Source organism: Ruegeria sp. AL12 (assembly GCF_056540885.1).
Map to the genome: position 1 here is coordinate 41,789 of NZ_JBQFXN010000012.1, position 18,904 is coordinate 60,692.

The 18,904-nt window shown below is 57.7% G+C and carries 15 protein-coding genes; 13 read left to right on the plus strand and 2 right to left on the minus strand.

The genetic code is table 11. The annotated features are described in order from the left end of the window. Nucleotides 1-124: 124 nt before the first annotated feature. The 9 genes from rplK to ACR0C6_RS19575 all read left to right on the plus strand — a co-directional run bounded on the left by rplK (nt 125) and on the right by ACR0C6_RS19575 (nt 13,766). The gene (gene rplK, locus ACR0C6_RS19535) at nt 125-574 is read left to right on the plus strand and encodes a 50S ribosomal protein L11 (protein WP_152459181.1); all 450 of its coding nucleotides are present in this window, start codon (nt 125-127) and stop codon (nt 572-574) included. Nucleotide 575: 1 nt separating this feature from the next. Then, the gene (gene rplA, locus ACR0C6_RS19540) at nt 576-1,274 is read left to right on the plus strand and encodes a 50S ribosomal protein L1 (protein ID WP_152459180.1); all 699 of its coding nucleotides are present in this window, start codon (nt 576-578) and stop codon (nt 1,272-1,274) included. Between the two features lie 128 nt (nt 1,275-1,402). Beyond that, nucleotides 1,403-2,161, plus strand: a complete 759-nt coding sequence (locus ACR0C6_RS19545) for a nuclear transport factor 2 family protein (protein WP_480459147.1) — start codon at nt 1,403-1,405, stop codon at nt 2,159-2,161. Between the two features lie 322 nt (nt 2,162-2,483). Next, complete coding sequence (gene rplJ / locus ACR0C6_RS19550) at nt 2,484-3,002, plus strand: 50S ribosomal protein L10 (protein WP_152459179.1); 519 nt, start codon at nt 2,484-2,486, stop codon at nt 3,000-3,002. Nucleotides 3,003-3,081: 79 nt separating this feature from the next. Beyond that, entirely contained in the window at nt 3,082-3,459 is a 378-nt protein-coding gene (gene rplL / locus ACR0C6_RS19555) for a 50S ribosomal protein L7/L12 (protein WP_152459178.1), read from the plus strand. 250 nt (nt 3,460-3,709) lie between these two features. Continuing rightward, entirely contained in the window at nt 3,710-7,846 is a 4,137-nt protein-coding gene (gene rpoB, locus ACR0C6_RS19560; RefSeq protein WP_171230644.1) for a DNA-directed RNA polymerase subunit beta, read from the plus strand. 50 nt (nt 7,847-7,896) lie between these two features. Next, complete coding sequence (rpoC, locus tag ACR0C6_RS19565) at nt 7,897-12,138, plus strand: DNA-directed RNA polymerase subunit beta' (protein WP_480620745.1); 4,242 nt, start codon at nt 7,897-7,899, stop codon at nt 12,136-12,138. A 186-nt stretch (nt 12,139-12,324) separates the two neighbouring features. After that, on the plus strand, nt 12,325-12,807 hold the full coding sequence (locus ACR0C6_RS19570; protein ID WP_480620747.1) for a hypothetical protein: 483 nt from the start codon (nt 12,325-12,327) through the stop codon (nt 12,805-12,807). A gap of 89 nt (nt 12,808-12,896) precedes the next feature. Beyond that, complete coding sequence (locus tag ACR0C6_RS19575) at nt 12,897-13,766, plus strand: DMT family transporter (RefSeq protein ID WP_480620749.1); 870 nt, start codon at nt 12,897-12,899, stop codon at nt 13,764-13,766. On the opposite strand, the gene ACR0C6_RS19580 is transcribed toward ACR0C6_RS19575, so the two are convergent. Further along, the gene (locus ACR0C6_RS19580) at nt 13,751-14,557 is read right to left on the minus strand and encodes a putative rhamnosyl transferase (RefSeq protein ID WP_480620751.1); all 807 of its coding nucleotides are present in this window, start codon (nt 14,555-14,557) and stop codon (nt 13,751-13,753) included. The two genes, ACR0C6_RS19575 and ACR0C6_RS19580, sit on opposite strands and share 16 nt — an antisense overlap. 4 nt (nt 14,558-14,561) lie before the next feature. Continuing rightward, nucleotides 14,562-15,368 carry a putative rhamnosyl transferase gene (locus ACR0C6_RS19585; protein WP_480447624.1) on the minus strand — a complete coding sequence of 269 codons (807 nt, stop codon included), beginning with the start codon at nt 15,366-15,368 and terminating at the stop codon, nt 14,562-14,564. 391 nt (nt 15,369-15,759) lie between these two features. On the opposite strand from ACR0C6_RS19585, the gene rpsL reads away from it, so the two are divergent. The 4 genes from rpsL to ACR0C6_RS19605 all read left to right on the plus strand — a co-directional run. Next, on the plus strand, nt 15,760-16,131 hold the full coding sequence (rpsL, locus tag ACR0C6_RS19590; RefSeq protein WP_005621086.1) for a 30S ribosomal protein S12: 372 nt from the start codon (nt 15,760-15,762) through the stop codon (nt 16,129-16,131). 15 nt (nt 16,132-16,146) lie between these two features. Continuing rightward, nucleotides 16,147-16,617 (plus strand): 30S ribosomal protein S7, encoded by a 471-nt coding sequence (gene rpsG / locus ACR0C6_RS19595; RefSeq protein WP_480486579.1) that lies wholly within the window; start codon nt 16,147-16,149, stop codon nt 16,615-16,617. Between the two features lie 18 nt (nt 16,618-16,635). Then, entirely contained in the window at nt 16,636-18,753 is a 2,118-nt protein-coding gene (gene fusA / locus ACR0C6_RS19600; protein WP_152459172.1) for an elongation factor G, read from the plus strand. A gap of 60 nt (nt 18,754-18,813) precedes the next feature. Then, nucleotides 18,814-18,904 (plus strand): GTP-binding protein (locus ACR0C6_RS19605; protein ID WP_215675807.1); only part of this gene is annotated, 91 nt, incomplete at its 3' end.

Consider the following 18,904-nt stretch of genomic DNA (forward strand, 5'->3'; position numbering starts at 1 on the left):
CGCCGCCTCTATCGTCTTCGGGCGAGATTCTCTCGTGGGAGGTTGCCGGGGTCGCGATCCTGGACCGGACCACGCAACATAATCTGGGTGAGACGCGTTTCACCCAAGTTGAAAGGAAAACCAAATGGCCAAGAAGCTTGCTGGTACAATGAAACTGCAGGTTCCTGCAGGTCAGGCGAACCCGTCGCCGCCAGTTGGTCCTGCGCTGGGTCAGCGCGGCATCAACATCATGGAATTCTGCAAGGCGTTCAACGCCAAGACAGCAGACATGGAGCCCGGCGCTCCGTGCCCGACCGTGATCACCTATTATCAGGACAAGTCCTTCACAATGGACATCAAGACGCCGCCCGCGTCTTATTACCTGAAAAAAGCAGCTGGTCTGAAGCCGGTTGGCAAGCGTAACCGTCCCCGCGGCGCGGAAAACCCAGGTCGTGAGACCGTGGCAACCGTGACCTCGAAGCAGGTTCGCGAAATCGCCGAAGCCAAAATGAAAGATCTGAACGCCAACGACATCGAAGGCGCAATGCAGATCATCCTGGGCTCGGCCCGCTCCATGGGCATCGAGGTGAAGTAAGATGGCAAAACTCGGTAAACGTACCCGCGCTGCGCGCGAAGCCGTCGTCGGCAAGGAAAACCTGTCGGTTGATGAGGCAGTTGCCCTGGTCAAAGCCAACGCAACCGCGAAATTCGACGAGACCATCGAAATCGCGATGAACCTGGGCGTTGACACCCGTCACGCAGACCAAATGGTTCGCGGTGTTGTCGGCCTGCCGAACGGCACCGGCAAAGCGATGCGCGTTGCTGTGTTCGCTCGTGGCCCCAAGGCAGACGAAGCAAAAGAAGCAGGCGCCGATATCGTCGGTGCAGAAGACCTGATGGAAACCATTCAGGGCGGCACCATCGAATTTGATCGCTGCATCGCGACCCCGGACATGATGCCGATTGTCGGTCGTCTGGGTAAAGTTCTGGGTCCTCGCAACCTGATGCCGAACCCCAAAGTTGGCACCGTGACTATGGACGTGAAAGCGGCCGTGGAAGCAGCCAAGGGCGGTGAAGTTCAGTTCAAGGCGGAAAAAGGCGGCGTTGTGCATGCCGGTGTTGGCAAAGCGTCGTTCGACGAAGCCAAACTGGCTGAAAACGTCCGCGCGTTTGTCTCAGCTGTTGCCAAGGCGAAACCGTCGGGCGCCAAAGGCACCTACATGAAGAAAATCGCGCTGAGCTCGACCATGGGCCCCGGTGTGACCGTTGATGTAGCAGAGGCCTCGGGCGAGTAAGTCAGACAAATCTGATGAAAAGAATTGATCCCGGGTGGTGCAAACTGCCCGGGATTTTCATTTTGCCGGGTTCGGTGCGAAGATAAATCGCATGCATTTCAGTTCTAGGAATCGAACGGACCATGGCTATGGAAACTAAGCGCGAACTCCTCCAAAGATTTCTTAAGGGTTTGGAGACCGGTGACGCCATGGCGGCAGCGGTTGTGAATGAAGAGAAGTACATCCAGCACAACCCTCAAACTCACGAAGGCAGCGAAGGTATTGCCGACCTGTTCGCAAGGCTGTCCAAAACCTCACCCAAGGTTACATTTAAAAGGGTTTTCGAGGATGGCGACTTTGCCTTTGCGCATATTGAGTACGATTTCAGTAGCCTGCGCGCCGCGTTCGAGGTGTTTCGGTTCGAAGATGGCAAAGCCGTAGAGCATTGGGACAACATTCAGCCCTTGCGCGGTCCAAACCTTTCTGGGCGTGGAATGCTGGATGGTCACACCGAAGTAACGGACCTGGAGAAGACGGAAGAAAACCGGGCCGCTAGCAGCATGTTTGTAACAGACGTTCTGATAAAGCGCAGGTTTGACAGATTGGCGGACTTTGTTGCAGAGGATCTAAAACAGCACAATCCGGACATGGCCGACGGAATCGTAGCGCTCAAGAACGTGTTGGAAGGAACAAGCGAAAGCGGGACAAAATTTGTCTACAAGCATTTGCATCGGGTTTTGGCAGAGGGAAATTTCGTCCTTTGCATGTGTGAAGGGGAAAGAAATGGGGTGCATTCCAGCTTTTATGATTTGTATCGTTGGGACGCTGATCAGATCGTCGAACATTGGAGCACCATCGAAGCGGTTCCGCCGCGCGAGGAATGGAAAAACGACAACGGAAAGTTCTGAAAACATGCCCTTGGAATTTGGGTGCTGTATGATCTGAATTGGGTGCAATTTACCCCTTGGAAACCCCCTCCATCTGCCCTAAGAAGACCTGCGGAACAAAGCGTGCGATTCGTCGTGCGCTTTGTTTCGTTTCGTCCAAGACGGTGGGTGGGTCCATTCGGTCCCTTAATTCCCTGCCTGAGACGGGTAAGACCAAAGAATTCTGGGGGTCCCACCCTCGGGCGCATTTTGGCCAATCCCGTAACAAGGACCTGAACGCCGGAGCGAAAGCTGCGGCAAATATGAGCCGGGGTGAGATTTCGCCCCTAACTTGGAGAGAACTGTGGATAGAGCCCAGAAAGAGAAAGTGGTCGAGGAACTCGGCCAAATCTTCGAAAGCTCTGGCGTCGTAGTGGTTGCCCACTACGCCGGTCTGACAGTTGCCGAGATGCAGGACCTGCGCGCGCGTGCACGCGAAGCGGGCGGTTCCGTGCGTGTTGCCAAAAACAGGCTCGCCAAAATCGCCCTTGAGGGTAAGCCGTGTGCAAACATGGCCGACCTGCTGACAGGGATGACCGTTCTGACCTATTCCGAGGACCCCGTGGCAGCAGCCAAGGTGGCCGAGGACTTCGCCAAGGAGAACAAAAAGTTCGAAATCCTTGGCGGTGCAATGGGCGAGAACGCTCTGGACCGCAAAGGCGTCGAAGCTGTTTCGAAAATGCCGTCTCGCGAGGAGCTTATTGCTTCGATCGTTGGCTGCATTGGCGCACCTGCTTCGAACATCGCCGGCGCGATTGGCGCACCTGCAAGCAATATCGCAAGCATCCTTTCCACCATCGAAGAGAAGGCGGAAGCTGCGTAAGCGGTTGGCACTGAATGATCTGCGTGGGGCATGTGCCCTGACGTTGGAACACACACTGTAAACGGAAAGAGCTGATAAAATGGCTGATCTGAAAGCACTCGCAGAAAGCATCGTGGGTCTGACCCTGCTGGAAGCACAAGAACTGAAAACCATCCTCAAAGACGAATACGGCATCGAGCCCGCAGCTGGTGGCGCCGTAATGGTCGCAGGTGCAGCTGGCGACGCCGGCGGCGCAGCCGAGGAAGAAAAAACCGAATTCGACGTCGTTCTGAAGAACGCCGGCGCATCGAAAATCAACGTCATCAAAGAAGTTCGCGGCATCACCGGCCTGGGCCTGAAAGAAGCCAAGGAACTGGTCGAAGCCGGCGGCAAGATCAAAGAAGGCGTGGACAAAGCAGAAGCAGAAGACGTCAAAGCCAAGCTGGAAGCAGCTGGCGCCGAAGTCGAACTGGCCTAAGCTTATCCTCAGGTGCATCGCTGATGTGCCGAAAAATTTGGCTGGGTCCGGAGAAATCCGGGTCCAGCCGAACCTGTCTTAGAAAGGGCCTCAAGACGCGAGGCGTTTTCTAAGACACGGTTTTCGGATCGGGAGGCCGCCTTCGGGACGGTGGCCATGAATTGATCCGGACGTGTTGTCTCGATTGTGCAAGATGCCGGGGCCCGACGGTGTCTTTGCCCGCTGAGAACATCGAAAGGTGACATCTGACATGGCTCAAACGTTCCTTGGCCAGAAACGTCTTCGTAAATATTACGGCAAAATCCGCGAAGTGCTGGAAATGCCGAACCTTATTGAGGTACAGAAATCTTCTTATGATCTTTTCCTGCGCTCCGGCGATGCAGAGCAGCCCACCGACGGCGAAGGCATCAAGGGCGTGTTCCAGTCGGTTTTCCCGATCAAGGATTTCAACGAAACCTCCGTTCTGGAATTCGTGAAATACGATCTGGAAAAGCCCAAATACGACGTCGAAGAATGTATGCAACGCGACATGACCTACAGCGCGCCGCTGAAGGTAACACTGCGTTTGATCGTTTTTGATGTCGATGAGGACACCGGCGCAAAATCGGTAAAGGACATAAAGGAACAGGATGTCTTCATGGGCGATATGCCTTTGATGACGCCGAACGGCACTTTTGTCGTGAACGGGACCGAGCGTGTGATCGTATCCCAGATGCATCGTTCGCCCGGCGTGTTCTTTGACCACGACAAGGGCAAGACTCATTCCTCGGGCAAGCTGCTGTTTGCCTGCCGCATCATCCCGTATCGCGGCAGCTGGCTGGACTTCGAGTTCGATGCCAAGGACATCGTGTTCGCCCGGATCGACCGTCGCCGCAAACTGCCGGTGACAACCCTGCTCTATGCGCTGGGTCTGGATCAGGAAGCTATCATGGACGCGTATTACAATACCGTGTCCTACAAGCTGGACAAGAACAAGGGTTGGGTCACACCGTTCTTCCCCGAGCGCGTGCGCGGCACCCGCCCGACCTATGATCTGGTTGACGCTAAATCCGGTGAAGTGATTGCCGAAGCGGGCAAGAAAGTTACCCCGCGCGCGGTCAAGAAGCTGATCGACGAAGGCACCGTCACTGATCTGCTGGTTCCGTTTGATCACATCGTCGGCAAGTTTGTCGCCAAGGACATCATCAACGAAGAAACCGGCGCGATCTATGTCGAAGCCGGTGATGAGCTGACCCTGGAATACGATAAGGATGGCGACCTGATCGGCGGTACCGTCAAGGAACTGATCGACGCGGGTATCACCGACATCCCGGTTCTGGACATCGACAACGTCAATGTCGGCCCATACATGCGCAACACCATGGCTCAGGACAAGAACCTGAACCGTGAAAGCGCGCTGATGGACATCTACCGCGTCATGCGTCCGGGTGAGCCGCCCACCGTCGAGGCCGCGTCGGCTCTGTTCGACACGTTGTTCTTCGACAGCGAGCGGTATGACCTGTCCGCTGTTGGCCGCGTGAAGATGAACATGCGTCTGGCACTGGATGCGCCGGACACCCTGCGTACCCTGCGCCGCGAAGACATCGTGGCCTGCATCAAGGCGCTGGTGGAACTGCGCGACGGCAAAGGCGATGTGGACGATATCGACCACCTCGGCAACCGTCGTGTGCGTTCGGTCGGCGAACTGATGGAAAACCAGTACCGCGTCGGCCTTCTGCGCATGGAGCGTGCCATCAAAGAGCGTATGTCGTCGGTCGAGATCGACACCGTCATGCCGCAGGACCTGATCAACGCGAAACCGGCGGCGGCCGCAGTTCGTGAATTCTTCGGCAGCTCGCAGCTGTCGCAGTTCATGGACCAGACCAACCCGCTGTCCGAGGTTACCCACAAACGCCGTCTTTCGGCGCTTGGCCCCGGTGGTCTGACACGTGAACGTGCGGGCTTTGAGGTGCGCGACGTTCACCCGACCCACTATGGCCGGATGTGCCCGATCGAAACGCCCGAAGGTCCGAACATCGGTCTGATCAACTCGCTGGCCACCTTTGCCCGCGTGAACAAGTACGGCTTCATCGAAACACCTTATCGCGTCGTAAAAGACGGGCAGGTGACCGACGAGGTCCACTACATGTCCGCGACCGAGGAAATGCGTCACACCGTGGCGCAGGCCAACGCGACGTTGGATACGGATGGCAAGTTCATCAACGATCTGGTTTCGACCCGTCAGGCTGGTGACTACACGCTTGCCCCGCGCGAGAATGTGGACCTGATCGACGTGTCGCCGAAACAGCTGGTCTCGGTTGCTGCATCGCTGATCCCGTTCCTTGAAAATGACGACGCCAACCGCGCTCTGATGGGCTCGAACATGCAACGTCAGGCGGTTCCACTGCTGCGGGCCGAGGCGCCGCTGGTCGGTACCGGCATCGAGGAAAAGGTAGCGATCGACTCGGGTGCTGCGATCCAGGCGAAACGCGCCGGTATCATCGACCAGGTCGATGCCCAGCGTATCGTGATCCGCGCCACCGAGGATTTGGAACTGGGCGACGCTGGCGTTGACATCTATCGTCTGCGCAAATTCCAGCGTTCGAACCAGAATACCTGCATCAACCAGCGTCCGCTGATCAAGGTGGGTGACACCGTCCAGAAGGGCGAGGTCATCGCTGATGGTCCGTCGACCGATATGGGTGAACTGGCCCTTGGTAAGAACGTGGTCGTCGCGTTCATGCCGTGGAACGGTTACAACTACGAAGACTCGATCCTGATCTCGGAACGTATCGCGCGTGACGACGTCTTTACCTCGGTCCATATCGAAGAGTTTGAAGTCGCCGCCCGTGACACCAAGCTGGGCCCGGAAGAGATCACCCGCGACATCCCGAATGTCGGTGAAGAAGCGCTGCGCAACCTCGACGAGGCTGGCATTGTTTACATCGGCGCGGATGTTGAGCCGGGCGATATTCTGGTCGGCAAGATCACTCCGAAGGGCGAAAGCCCGATGACCCCGGAAGAAAAGCTGCTGCGCGCCATCTTTGGTGAAAAAGCATCTGACGTGCGCGACACTTCGCTGCGCGTGAAGCCGGGCGACTACGGTACGGTCGTTGAAGTCCGCGTGTTCAACCGTCACGGTGTCGAGAAAGACGAGCGTGCGCTGCAGATCGAGCGTGAGGAAGTCGAACGTCTGGCCCGTGACCGGGACGATGAGCTGGCGATCCTTGACCGCAACATCTATGCGCGTCTGCAAGGTCTGATCCTGGGCAAAACCGCTGTCAAAGGCCCGAAAGGCGTCAAGGCAGGGTCGGTGATCACCGAGGAGCTGCTGGAAACCCTGACCCGTGGTCAGTGGTGGCAGCTGGCGCTGGAAGACGAGCAGGATGCACAGATCGTCGAAGCTCTGAACGAGCAGTACGAAGTGCAAAAGCGCGCTCTGGACGCCCGTTTCGAGGACAAGGTCGAGAAAGTCCGTCGTGGCGACGATCTGCCGCCGGGTGTGATGAAGATGGTCAAAGTCTTCATCGCCGTGAAGCGCAAGTTGCAGCCGGGCGACAAGATGGCTGGTCGTCACGGGAACAAAGGTGTGATTTCCAAGGTTGTTCCGATGGAAGACATGCCGTTCCTGGCCGATGGTACGCCGGTCGACTTCTGTCTGAACCCGCTGGGCGTGCCGTCGCGTATGAACGTCGGTCAGATCCTTGAAACCCATATGGGTTGGGCCGCACGCGGTCTGGGCCTGAACATCGATGAGGCGCTACAGGAATACCGCCGTTCGGGCGATCTGACGCCGGTACGTGACGCGATGAAACACGCCTATGGCGAGGATGTCTATGAAGAGGGCATCAGCGGCATGGACGAGGACCAGCTGATCGAAGCGGCCAGCAACGTCACCCGCGGTGTTCCGATCGCAACCCCGGTCTTTGACGGCGCCAAAGAGGCTGACGTCAACGACGCGCTGGTACGCGCGGGCTTCTCGGAAAGCGGTCAGTCGATCCTGTTCGACGGTCGTACCGGTGAGCAATTCGCGCGTCCGGTGACCGTGGGCATCAAGTACCTGCTGAAACTGCACCACCTGGTGGACGACAAAATCCACGCGCGTTCGACCGGGCCGTACAGCCTGGTTACTCAGCAGCCGCTGGGTGGTAAGGCGCAGTTCGGTGGTCAGCGCTTTGGTGAGATGGAAGTCTGGGCTCTGGAAGCTTACGGCGCCGCCTACACCTTGCAGGAGATGCTCACCGTTAAATCGGATGACGTCGCCGGCCGGACCAAGGTCTATGAGTCGATCGTCAAGGGCGAGGATAACTTTGAAGCGGGCGTACCGGAATCGTTCAACGTTCTGGTTAAAGAAGTCCGTGGCCTCGGCCTGAATATGGAACTCCTGGATGCGGAGGTTGAGGAGTAAGGGCGCTGCCCTTTCTCCCGTCCCCCCTTCCGCAAGATTTGAGGTAACAAATGAACCAGGAAATCACCAACAACCCGTTCAACCCGCTGACGCCCCCGAAGGTTTTCGACGAGATCAAGGTCTCGCTGGCGTCGCCCGAGCGGATCCTGTCTTGGTCCTATGGCGAGATCAAGAAACCCGAAACCATCAACTACCGGACGTTCAAGCCTGAACGCGACGGTCTGTTCTGCGCGCGTATCTTTGGCCCGATCAAAGACTACGAATGCCTGTGCGGCAAATATAAGCGGATGAAGTATCGCGGCGTTGTCTGCGAGAAATGCGGTGTGGAAGTCACCCTGCAAAAAGTCCGCCGCGAGCGTATGGGCCACATCGAACTCGCCGCGCCCGTCGCACATATCTGGTTCCTGAAATCGCTGCCGTCCCGCATCGGTCTGATGCTGGACATGACGCTGCGCGATCTGGAACGCGTTCTGTACTTTGAAAACTATGTCGTCATCGAGCCCGGTCTGACCGACCTGACCTATGGCCAGATGCTGACCGAAGAAGAGTACATGGACGCGCAGGATGCCTATGGCATGGACGCGTTCACCGCCAATATCGGTGCCGAAGCCATCCGTGAGATGCTGGCCCAGATCGATCTGGAAGCCGAAGCCGAGCAGCTGCGCGCTGATCTGGCCGAAGCGACCGGCGAACTGAAGCCCAAGAAGATCATCAAGCGTCTGAAGGTTGTTGAAGCCTTCCTCGAGTCGGGCAACCGGCCCGAATGGATGGTTATGACCGTGATCCCGGTCATTCCGCCGGAACTGCGCCCGCTGGTTCCGCTGGATGGTGGCCGTTTCGCGACTTCGGATCTGAACGATCTGTATCGCCGCGTCATCAACCGGAACAACCGTCTGAAGCGTCTGATCGAACTGCGTGCGCCTGACATCATCGTCCGCAACGAAAAGCGGATGTTGCAGGAATCCGTGGACGCCTTGTTCGACAACGGCCGTCGTGGCCGCGTGATCACCGGTGCCAACAAGCGTCCGCTGAAATCGCTGTCTGACATGCTGAAAGGCAAGCAGGGTCGCTTCCGTCAGAACCTTCTGGGGAAACGCGTCGACTTCTCGGGCCGTTCGGTCATCGTGACCGGTCCGGAACTCAAGCTGCACCAGTGTGGTCTGCCCAAGAAGATGGCGCTGGAGCTGTTCAAGCCATTCATCTACTCGCGCCTTGAAGCCAAGGGCCTGTCTTCGACCGTGAAACAGGCGAAGAAACTGGTCGAGAAAGAGCGTCCCGAAGTGTGGGATATCCTCGACGAGGTGATCCGCGAACACCCTGTCATGCTGAACCGTGCGCCGACGCTGCACCGTTTGGGCATTCAGGCGTTCGAGCCGGTCCTGATCGAAGGCAAAGCCATCCAGCTGCACCCGCTGGTCTGTTCGGCCTTTAACGCCGACTTCGACGGTGACCAGATGGCTGTGCACGTCCCGCTGAGCCTTGAGGCCCAGCTGGAAGCCCGTGTTCTGATGATGTCGACGAACAACGTTCTGTCGCCTGCAAACGGTGCGCCGATCATCGTTCCGTCGCAGGATATGATCCTGGGTCTGTACTATGTGACCCTGGAACGCGAAGGCATGCCGGGCGAAGGCAAGGTCTTTGGATCGATCGAAGAAGTTCAGCACGCGCTGGATGCGGGCGAGGTGCATCTGCACTCGAAAATCACTGCCCGGATCACGCAGATCGACGAGGAAGGCAACGAAGTTCAGAAGCGCTATGAAACCACTCCGGGCCGTCTGCGTTTGGGTGCGTTGCTGCCGATGAACAACAAGGCGCCGTTCGATCTGGTCAACCGTCTGCTGCGGAAGAAAGAAGTGCAGCAGGTGATCGACACCGTCTACCGTTACTGCGGTCAGAAAGAGTCGGTGATCTTCTGTGACCAGATCATGTCGATGGGCTTCAAGGAAGCGTTCAAGGCGGGCATCTCGTTCGGCAAGGATGACATGGTCATTCCGAAGGACAAGTGGAGCATCGTCGATGACACCCGCAGCCAGGTGAAAGACTTTGAACAGCAGTACATGGACGGCCTGATCACTCAGGGCGAAAAGTACAACAAGGTTGTCGATGCTTGGTCGAAGTGTAACGACCGCGTGACCGAGGCAATGATGAGCACGATCTCGGACGTTGCCAAGGCCGAAGACGGGTCGGACATGGAGCCGAACTCGGTCTACATGATGGCCCACTCGGGTGCGCGTGGCTCGGTCACTCAGATGAAACAGCTGGGCGGTATGCGGGGCCTGATGGCCAAACCGAACGGTGACATCATCGAGACGCCGATCATCTCGAACTTCAAGGAAGGTCTGACCGTTCTCGAGTACTTCAACTCGACCCACGGTGCCCGTAAGGGTCTGTCGGATACCGCTCTGAAGACGGCGAACTCGGGTTACTTGACCCGTCGTCTGGTGGACGTGGCGCAAGACTGTATCGTTCGTGAGATCGACTGCGGCACCGAGCGTGCGATCACAGCCGAAGCAGCCGTGAACGACGGTGAGGTTGTCGCCTCGCTGGCCGAGCGCGTGTTGGGCCGTGTAGCCGCTGACGATGTTCTGCGTCCGGGCACCGATGAGGTGATCGTCGCAGCCGGTCAGCTGATCGACGAACGTATGGCCGATACCATCGACGAAGCCGGCGTTCAGTCGATGCGCATCCGCTCGCCTCTGACCTGTGAGTCCGAGGAAGGCGTCTGTGCGACCTGCTATGGTCGTGACCTTGCACGCGGTACGATGGTGAACACAGGTGAAGCTGTCGGCATCATCGCGGCTCAGTCGATCGGTGAACCCGGTACACAGCTGACCATGCGGACCTTCCACATCGGTGGTGTTGCGCAAGGTGGTCAGCAGTCGTTCCAAGAAGCCAGCCAGGAAGGTATCGTTTCCTTCGAGAACCCGCAGATTCTGGTCAACGCAGCCGGCGAAAGCCTGGTCATGGGCCGGAACATGAAGCTGGTGATCAAGGACGAACACGGCGAAGAGCGTGCCAGCCACAAGCTGGGCTACGGCTCCAAGCTGTTCGTCAAGGACGGCACCAAGGTGGCCCGTGGCGACAAGCTGTTCGAGTGGGACCCGTACACCTTGCCGATCATCGCCGAGAAAGCCGGTACTGCGAAATATGTCGATCTGGTTTCGGGCCTCGCTGTCCGCGACGAGACCGACGAAGCAACCGGTATGACGCAGAAGATCGTGATCGACTGGCGCGCCGCCCCCAAAGGCAGCGACCTCAAGCCCGAGATCATTCTGGTTGGCGAAGATGGCGAGCCGGTCCGCAACGATGCGGGCAACCCGGTTCACTATCCGATGTCGGTGGATGCGATCCTGTCGGTCGAAGACGGTCAGAAGGTCGAAGCCGGTGACGTCGTCGCGCGTATCCCGCGCGAAGGTGCCAAGACCAAGGACATCACCGGTGGTCTGCCGCGTGTGGCCGAACTGTTCGAAGCGCGCCGTCCCAAGGATCACGCGATCATCGCCGAGGCCGATGGTTATGTGCGCTTTGGCCGCGACTACAAGAACAAGCGCCGCATCAGCATCGAGCCGGCTGACGAGTCCATGGAGACCATCGAGTACATGGTGCCCAAGGGCAAGCACATCCCGGTCGCCGAAGGGGACTTCATCCAGAAGGGTGAATACCTGATGGACGGTAACCCTGCGCCGCATGACATCCTGTCCATCATGGGTGTCGAAGCGCTGGCCGATTACATGATCGACGAGGTGCAGGACGTGTATCGTCTGCAGGGCGTGAAGATCAACGACAAGCACATCGAGGTCATCGTGCGCCAGATGCTGCAGAAGTGGGAGATCCTGGATTCGGGCGACACCACCCTGCTGAAGGGCGAACATGTCGACAAGCAGGAGTTCGACGCGGCCAACGAGAAGACCATCGCCCGCGGTGGTCGCCCTGCTCAGGGTGAGCCGATCCTGCTGGGGATCACCAAGGCCTCGTTGCAGACGCGCTCGTTCATCTCGGCGGCGTCTTTCCAGGAAACCACACGCGTGCTGACCGAAGCTTCGGTTCAGGGCAAGAAAGACAAGCTGGTTGGCCTGAAAGAGAACGTCATCGTTGGTCGTCTGATTCCCGCCGGTACCGGTGGGGCCACTCAGGCCGTCCGCCACATCGCGCAGTCGCGTGACAACGTGGTCATCGAAGCCCGCCGGGAAGAGGCCGAGGCCGCCGCCGCCCTGGCCGCGCCGATCATGGATGATGATATGGTCGGGGATGAGCTGGACGTTCTGGTCGAAACACCGGAAAGCCGCGAATAAACCACGTCATTCAGAACCAAAAAAGGCCCTGCGATTTCGTGGGGCCTTTTTTTGTCGCCTCTCCTGGTACGCAATTGTGAACCGTAGTGACAGAGCACAGCCTTTGACGCGATTTCATCAGGCTTGTGGTTCTGCAATCGGTGGTTTAGCGCTGTACTGTGTTTTCGGATTATTTTGAGCTGAACAATGGACACCAAAAGCAACTCTTTCGAGGACCGGGTGGCGCGGATCAAAAAGCGTTCGGCAGAAAACACACTCAAGTCGCCTATGCCTCGAACCGAGAGTATCTGGCAACGTCTGGGGTATCCCGCTGCGTTTCTGGGGGCTTTTTTACTGGGTGTTTTTGCGGTCTTCCTGTCCCGCCTGATTCAATACCAATCGGTTGGCATTCCGGTGCCCGGCAAGGTAGGAACGCAGGATTTCGTAAGCCTCGGCCTCGCAGGCGGGGCCTGCATCATGGTTATGCTGTTTCTGAAAGGTAAACTGCGAGAGTTCGCCGGGGCGCTCACGGTTGGTGCGTTGGTGACGACCTTTTCCTTTCATAATTTCGTGTGGAAATATCCTGTGTTTTTCGAACTTGTATACGGGGAAGACTGGGTAGAGTTTGTAAAAGACACGACAGAGCCTTCCAGCCTGAACCTGTTCGGGACCATCCTTCCATTCGGTTGATGATCTCTGCACCCCTTGTGCGTTGTTGACATCCAGCCCGTCTCGGCGGCCAATGCGGGGCGATCAATAGCCCCGGAGCCCGAAGCAGCATGACTCCAAACACCAAAGGCGCTTTGCTGATGATGGGCAGCATGGCTGCCTTTACCCTGAACGATACGCTGGTGAAGGTTGCCTTGCAGGATCTGCCATTGTTTCAGTTGGTGGCCATGCGCGGGTTTCTGGCAGTATTTCTGATCTATGTGCTTGCCCGGTCACTGGGCACGTTGCATCTGAATTTTTCGCGCCATGACAAGTGGCTGGTTGCACTGCGCTGCCTTGCAGAGCTTGCGGCGACATTCTTTTTCCTGACGGCGCTGAAGAACATGCCGCTTGCCAATGTTACGGCCATTCTTCAGGCATTGCCTCTTACAGTAACATTGGGTGCTGCTCTGGTTTTTTCCGAACAGGTTGGTTGGCGACGCGCTTTGGCAATCGCCGTGGGTTTCGTCGGAATGCTGCTGATCGTAAGACCCGGGCCAGAGGGGTTCAGCGTGTATTCCATCTATGCGCTGGTTGCAGTGGTTTCGATTACAGTTCGGGACCTCATCACACGACGCATGTCAGCCGACGTGCCGTCAATGCTGGTTACCCTTGCCACCTCGGTTTCCATAGCGGGGGCTGCGGCAATAGCTTCGGTTTTCGAAGGATGGGTTGCGGTTTCGGTAACGGCGGGTTCTCTGGTCGCGGCGGCGGCCGTGTTTGTGTTGCTTGGCTATTTGTTCAGCGTCATGGTCATGCGGCAGGGAGATGTCGGATTCGTTGCACCGTTCAGATATTCCAGCCTGATCTGGGCGCTCGGGTTGGGTTGGGTCGTGTTTGACGAATGGCCTGACAGCCTGACGATGCTGGGTGCTGTCCTGATCGTGGGTGCCGGTCTGTTCACCTTGTTCCGGGCACGTAAGCGTCAGGGTTTGGCGTGACGCCGTCTGACCATGTCCGGATCAATGGCGAAACGGGTTTGAAACTCGAGCTCCTGCTGCCGGGTAAGAGGGTTGAGCGCGACATCCGTGTTTCTGGTTCGCGGTGAGTCATTGAACCGGTTCAATCCCCGTACCCACATAGGACTATCGGGTCGGGTCACAACGGGCATCGCGCGGTTGATCCTGTTATGGGCAAAATTCATGATCGATTTCTGCTGCCCGCCTTGCACGTACATTCCCAGACCGGCAGTGATCAACGGGCGATGCACACGCGTGGCCCGTATCCCCTCGGAACTGGCGCGGGCCAGATAACCGCAGTTGAAGTCAACGGCGACCATCGCGTGCCTTTCGAACAAGCCAACGCATTCCCTGACACAGCCTCGAAACCGCTCGACAAAATCCACGGCCACTGCATCATCATCGTCGTGGCGAAACTGAAGGCAGGGTTGATCGGAATCGTTCCGCGCCGAATTCAGGACATCCTGCATGATTTTTCTGTGCCGCCCCGGAGGTTTCGCGACTATGCGCACCTGTTTCAGCCCACCGGTCAGATCGTTGAGGCGGTCAAATGCCGGCTTGGGCAGGCAGTCGCCGACCACGATCACCAGTTGGAAATCTTCGTCGGACTGTTTTTTAAAACCGGGCAGGGCGACCGTCTCGAACAGGCGAAACCGTTCTTCCAACCTGTCGTGCTGGTACAGGAATTGCCGTCTTTCTTCGACACTTTCGTGCGTTGTCTGAAAGCCACCAATTGCGGGATAGGAAAACCGGCAAAGGCCGATGACCTGCATTTTCTCAGCGCGCCGCATATCTGGCCTCGAATGCGTCAGGGTCGATCGAGAACCGTACCCGCAAGTCTTCTGCCTGTTCTGGCGTGAAAGGCGACAACTCGCTGGTATCTTTGCGCGCGTGGTCCGAGTCGTTGAAATCGTGCAGCATCCTTACCCACATGGGCGTGTCCGGATAGCTGACCACAGGCATGAACCGGGCGAGCCTGTTGTGCAGCCGGTCAAAGATCGTCCGCCTGCTGCCGGCTTGAACATACATGCCCAGGCCAACGCCCAGCAGCGATCGATAGACCCGAGCGGCCCGAATTCCGCGGGCCTCGCGCCGGGCGATGTACCCTTGATTGAAATCTACACCGACGGACTCGCTCTGCTGCATCAGCCCGGTGTTTTCGACAACAGCAGCGCGGAGGCGTTCTATGAAATCAACGGAAACGGCGTCATCGTCATCATGCCGAAACTGTAGGCAGGGCTGATGCGGGTCCGCGCGGGCGGTGTTGAGCACCTCTCGTACAATCTGCTTATGATCCCCTGGTTCTTTTGCAATGATACGGATCTGTTTGATCCCGGCGGTCAGGTCGCGCAGCCGGTCCGCATGGATCCGAGGCAGGCATGTCCCGGTCAAAACATACAACTCGAACGTCTCATCGGTCTGGGTGCGAAAACCGGGCAGGGTGATCACCTCGAAAAGACGAAAGCGTTCTTCCAGCCGGTCGGGGGCATACAGAAATTGCCGTTGTTCTTCGATCGTATCCCGGTTCAGCCGAAAACCGCCGGTTGCGGGATAGGAAAATCGGCAAAGGCCAATCACTTGCATCTGTAATCCATCAGCAGATATTCGACCCGACTATGCCCTTGCCGCGGTACAGCCGCAACCGGGACAGCGGCGCGCAGGAATGGCAAACCTACAGGCTGCATTCAACGCGCGCGCCTGGGCGCCGGTATCGTGCTGTTGACACTTGGGCCGACTCCCCCTATTACGCGCGTCATCTCGGTGCCGGGGGCCGCCCCGTAGCCGATTCCAGTAATGAACTGGTCAAGGCCCGGACAATTTTATAGTTCGCGCCCTCTGAGAACCAACCGCGACGTTCACCTCGGAATGGGAACGCTCGTGGGTTTTGCGCTTGTGGACGCATAAGTGCAGCGAATTTAGCCGCACGCAACGCGCGTGCATGTCATGTGTGTTGCAAAACGGGGAAAGAACCGGAATGCCAACTATTCAACAGCTGATCCGCAAGCCGCGGCAGCCCAAAGTCAAACGCTCGAAGTCCATGCACCTGGAGCAGTGCCCGCAGAAGCGCGGTGTCTGCACACGTGTCTATACCACAACGCCCAAAAAGCCGAACTCGGCGATGCGTAAGGTTGCCAAGGTGCGCCTGACCAACGGGTTCGAGGTCATCTCGTACATCCCCGGTGAAAGCCACAACCTGCAGGAACACTCGGTTGTTCTGATCCGTGGCGGCCGTGTGAAAGACCTTCCCGGTGTGCGTTACCACATCCTGCGCGGTGTTCTGGATACTCAGGGCGTCAAAGACCGTAAGCAACGTCGTTCGAAATACGGCGCGAAGCGTCCCAAGTAAGAAGGAGAGGCTGATATGTCACGTCGTCACGCCGCCGAAAAACGCGAAGTCCTGCCTGACGCCAAATTCGGCGACAAGGTACTGACCAAATTCATGAACAACCTGATGATCGACGGCAAGAAGTCGGTCGCAGAGCGCATCGTCTACAACGCATTTGACCGCGTTGAGAGCAAGGTAAAGCGCGCTCCGGTCGAAGTGTTCCACGAAGCGCTCGACAACATCAAACCTTCGGTCGAGGTTCGCTCGCGCCGGGTTGGTGGTGCAACCTACCAGGTTCCGGTCGAAGTGCGCCCCGAGCGCCGCGAAGCACTGGCCATCCGCTGGCTGATCACCGCTGCGCGCGGCCGCAACGAAAACACCATGGAAGAACGCCTCGCCGGCGAACTGCTGGACGCCGTACAGTCCCGCGGTACTGCCGTTAAGAAGCGCGAAGACACCCACAAGATGGCCGAGGCGAACAAAGCCTTTAGCCATTACCGCTGGTAATTCTAGAGGCTTATCCAAATGGCACGCGAATATCCGCTCGAACTATACCGTAACTTCGGTATCATGGCGCACATCGATGCAGGCAAGACGACCTGCTCGGAACGCATCCTGTATTATACTGGTAAATCCCACAACATTGGTGAGGTGCACGATGGCGCCGCCACCATGGACTGGATGGAGCAGGAGCAGGAACGCGGCATCACCATCACTTCGGCTGCGACCACCACGTTCTGGGAACGCACCGAGGACGGTAAAACCGCCGATACCCCCAAGCACCGCCTGAACATCATCGACACCCCCGGCCACGTTGACTTCACCATCGAAGTCGAACGCTCGCTGGCGGTTCTCGACGGTGCCGTCTGCGTTCTGGACGCAAACGCCGGTGTTGAGCCCCAGACCGAAACCGTGTGGCGTCAGGCTGACCGCTACAAGGTTCCGCGTATGGTTTTCGTCAACAAGATGGACAAGATCGGCGCAGATTTCTTCAACTGCGTTCGCATGATCGAAGACCGCACCGGCGCACGTGCTGTTCCGGTTGGTATCCCGATCGGCGCCGAATCCGAGCTGGAAGGTCTGATCGACCTGGTCACCATGGAAGAATGGCTGTGGCAGGGTGAAGACCTGGGCGCAAGCTGGATCAAAGCTCCGATCCGCGACAGCCTGAAAGACATGGCTGAAGAATGGCGCGGCAAGATGATCGAAGCGGCCGTCGAAATGGACGACGACGCGATGATGGAATACCTGGAAGGCAATGAGCCCGACGTTCCGACCCTGCGTAAACTGCTGCGCAAGGGCACACTGGAAATCGCGTTCGTTCCGGTGCTGGGTGGTTCTGCGTTCAAGAACAAAGGCGTTCAGCCGCTGCTCAACGCTGTGATCGACTATCTGCCCAGCCCGCTGGACGTTGTCGATTACATGGGCTTCAAACCCGGTGATGAGGACGAAGTTCGGGACATCGCCCGTCGTGCTGACGACAACATGGCGTTCTCGGGTCTGGCGTTCAAAATCATGAACGACCCCTTCGTCGGTTCGCTGACCTTCACCCGGATTTATTCGGGCGTGCTGAACAAGGGTGACTCGATCCTGAACTCGACCAAAGGCAAGAAAGAGCGCATCGGTCGTATGATGATGATGCACTCGAACAACCGGGAAGAGATCGAAGAAGCGTTTGCAGGCGACATCATCGCGCTGGCGGGTCTGAAAGACACCACCACCGGTGACACCCTGTGTGACGCGAAGGATCCGGTGGTTCTGGAAACCATGACCTTCCCCGATCCGGTGATCGAGATCGCGGTCGAGCCCAAAACCAAGGGCGACCAGGAAAAGATGTCTCAGGGTCTGGCCCGTCTGGCCGCCGAAGACCCGTCCTTCCGCGTGGAAACCGACCTGGAATCGGGTCAGACCATCATGAAGGGCATGGGCGAACTTCACCTGGACATCCTGGTTGACCGCCTGAAGCGCGAGTTCAAGGTCGAGGCCAACATCGGTGCGCCGCAGGTGGCCTATCGTGAAACCATCTCGATGCCGGTCGAGCACACCTACACCCACAAGAAACAGTCTGGTGGTTCGGGTCAGTTCGCCGAGGTCAAGCTTGAGATCACTCCGACCGAGCCGGGCGAAGGTTATTCGTTCGAAAGCCGCATCGTTGGTGGTGCTGTTCCGAAGGAATACATCCCGGGTGTCGAAAAAGGCATCCAGTCTGTCATGGACAGCGGCCCTCTGGCTGGCTTCCCCGTGATCGACTTCAAGGTTGCCCTGCTGGACGGTAAGTTCCACGACGTTGACTCGAGCGTTCTGGCGTTCGAAATCGCAGCCCGTATGTGTATGCGTGAAGGCATGCGCAAAGCTGGCGCGAAGCTGCTGGAACCGATCATGAAGGTCGAAGTGATCACCCCGGAAGAATACACCGGCGGTATCATCGGTGACCTGACCTCGCGTCGTGGCCAGGTGTCTGGTCAGGAACCGCGCGGCAACGCAATTGCGATCGACGCGTTCGTTCCGCTGGCGAACATGTTCGGCTACATCAACACCCTGCGTTCGATGTCGTCGGGCCGTGCCCAGTTCACCATGCAGTTCGACCACTACGATCCGGTTCCGCAGAACATCTCGGACGAGATCCAGGCGAAATACGCATAAGCGAAGATTTGAGGGAGCGTGGGTATCACGCTCCCTTCATTACCGAAAAAGGAGGCCATCATGGCAAAGGAAAAGTTTGAGCGTACAAAACCGCACGTCAACATCGGCACGATTGGCCACGTTGACCACGGCAAGACCACGCTGACCGCAG

Coding starts and splice junctions, on each gene's coding strand:
- rplK (WP_152459181.1), top strand. CDS start 125: ATGGCCAAGAAGCTTGCTGGTACAATGAAACTGCAGGTTCCTGCAGGT.
- rplA (WP_152459180.1), top strand. CDS start 576: ATGGCAAAACTCGGTAAACGTACCCGCGCTGCGCGCGAAGCCGTCGTC.
- ACR0C6_RS19545 (WP_480459147.1), top strand. CDS start 1,403: ATGGAAACTAAGCGCGAACTCCTCCAAAGATTTCTTAAGGGTTTGGAG.
- rplL (WP_152459178.1), top strand. CDS start 3,082: ATGGCTGATCTGAAAGCACTCGCAGAAAGCATCGTGGGTCTGACCCTG.
- rpoB (WP_171230644.1), top strand. CDS start 3,710: ATGGCTCAAACGTTCCTTGGCCAGAAACGTCTTCGTAAATATTACGGC.
- rpoC (WP_480620745.1), top strand. CDS start 7,897: ATGAACCAGGAAATCACCAACAACCCGTTCAACCCGCTGACGCCCCCG.
- ACR0C6_RS19570 (WP_480620747.1), top strand. CDS start 12,325: ATGGACACCAAAAGCAACTCTTTCGAGGACCGGGTGGCGCGGATCAAA.
- ACR0C6_RS19575 (WP_480620749.1), top strand. CDS start 12,897: ATGACTCCAAACACCAAAGGCGCTTTGCTGATGATGGGCAGCATGGCT.
- ACR0C6_RS19580 (WP_480620751.1), bottom strand. CDS start 14,557: ATGCAGGTCATCGGCCTTTGCCGGTTTTCCTATCCCGCAATTGGTGGC.
- ACR0C6_RS19585 (WP_480447624.1), bottom strand. CDS start 15,368: ATGCAAGTGATTGGCCTTTGCCGATTTTCCTATCCCGCAACCGGCGGT.
- rpsL (WP_005621086.1), top strand. CDS start 15,760: ATGCCAACTATTCAACAGCTGATCCGCAAGCCGCGGCAGCCCAAAGTC.
- rpsG (WP_480486579.1), top strand. CDS start 16,147: ATGTCACGTCGTCACGCCGCCGAAAAACGCGAAGTCCTGCCTGACGCC.
- fusA (WP_152459172.1), top strand. CDS start 16,636: ATGGCACGCGAATATCCGCTCGAACTATACCGTAACTTCGGTATCATG.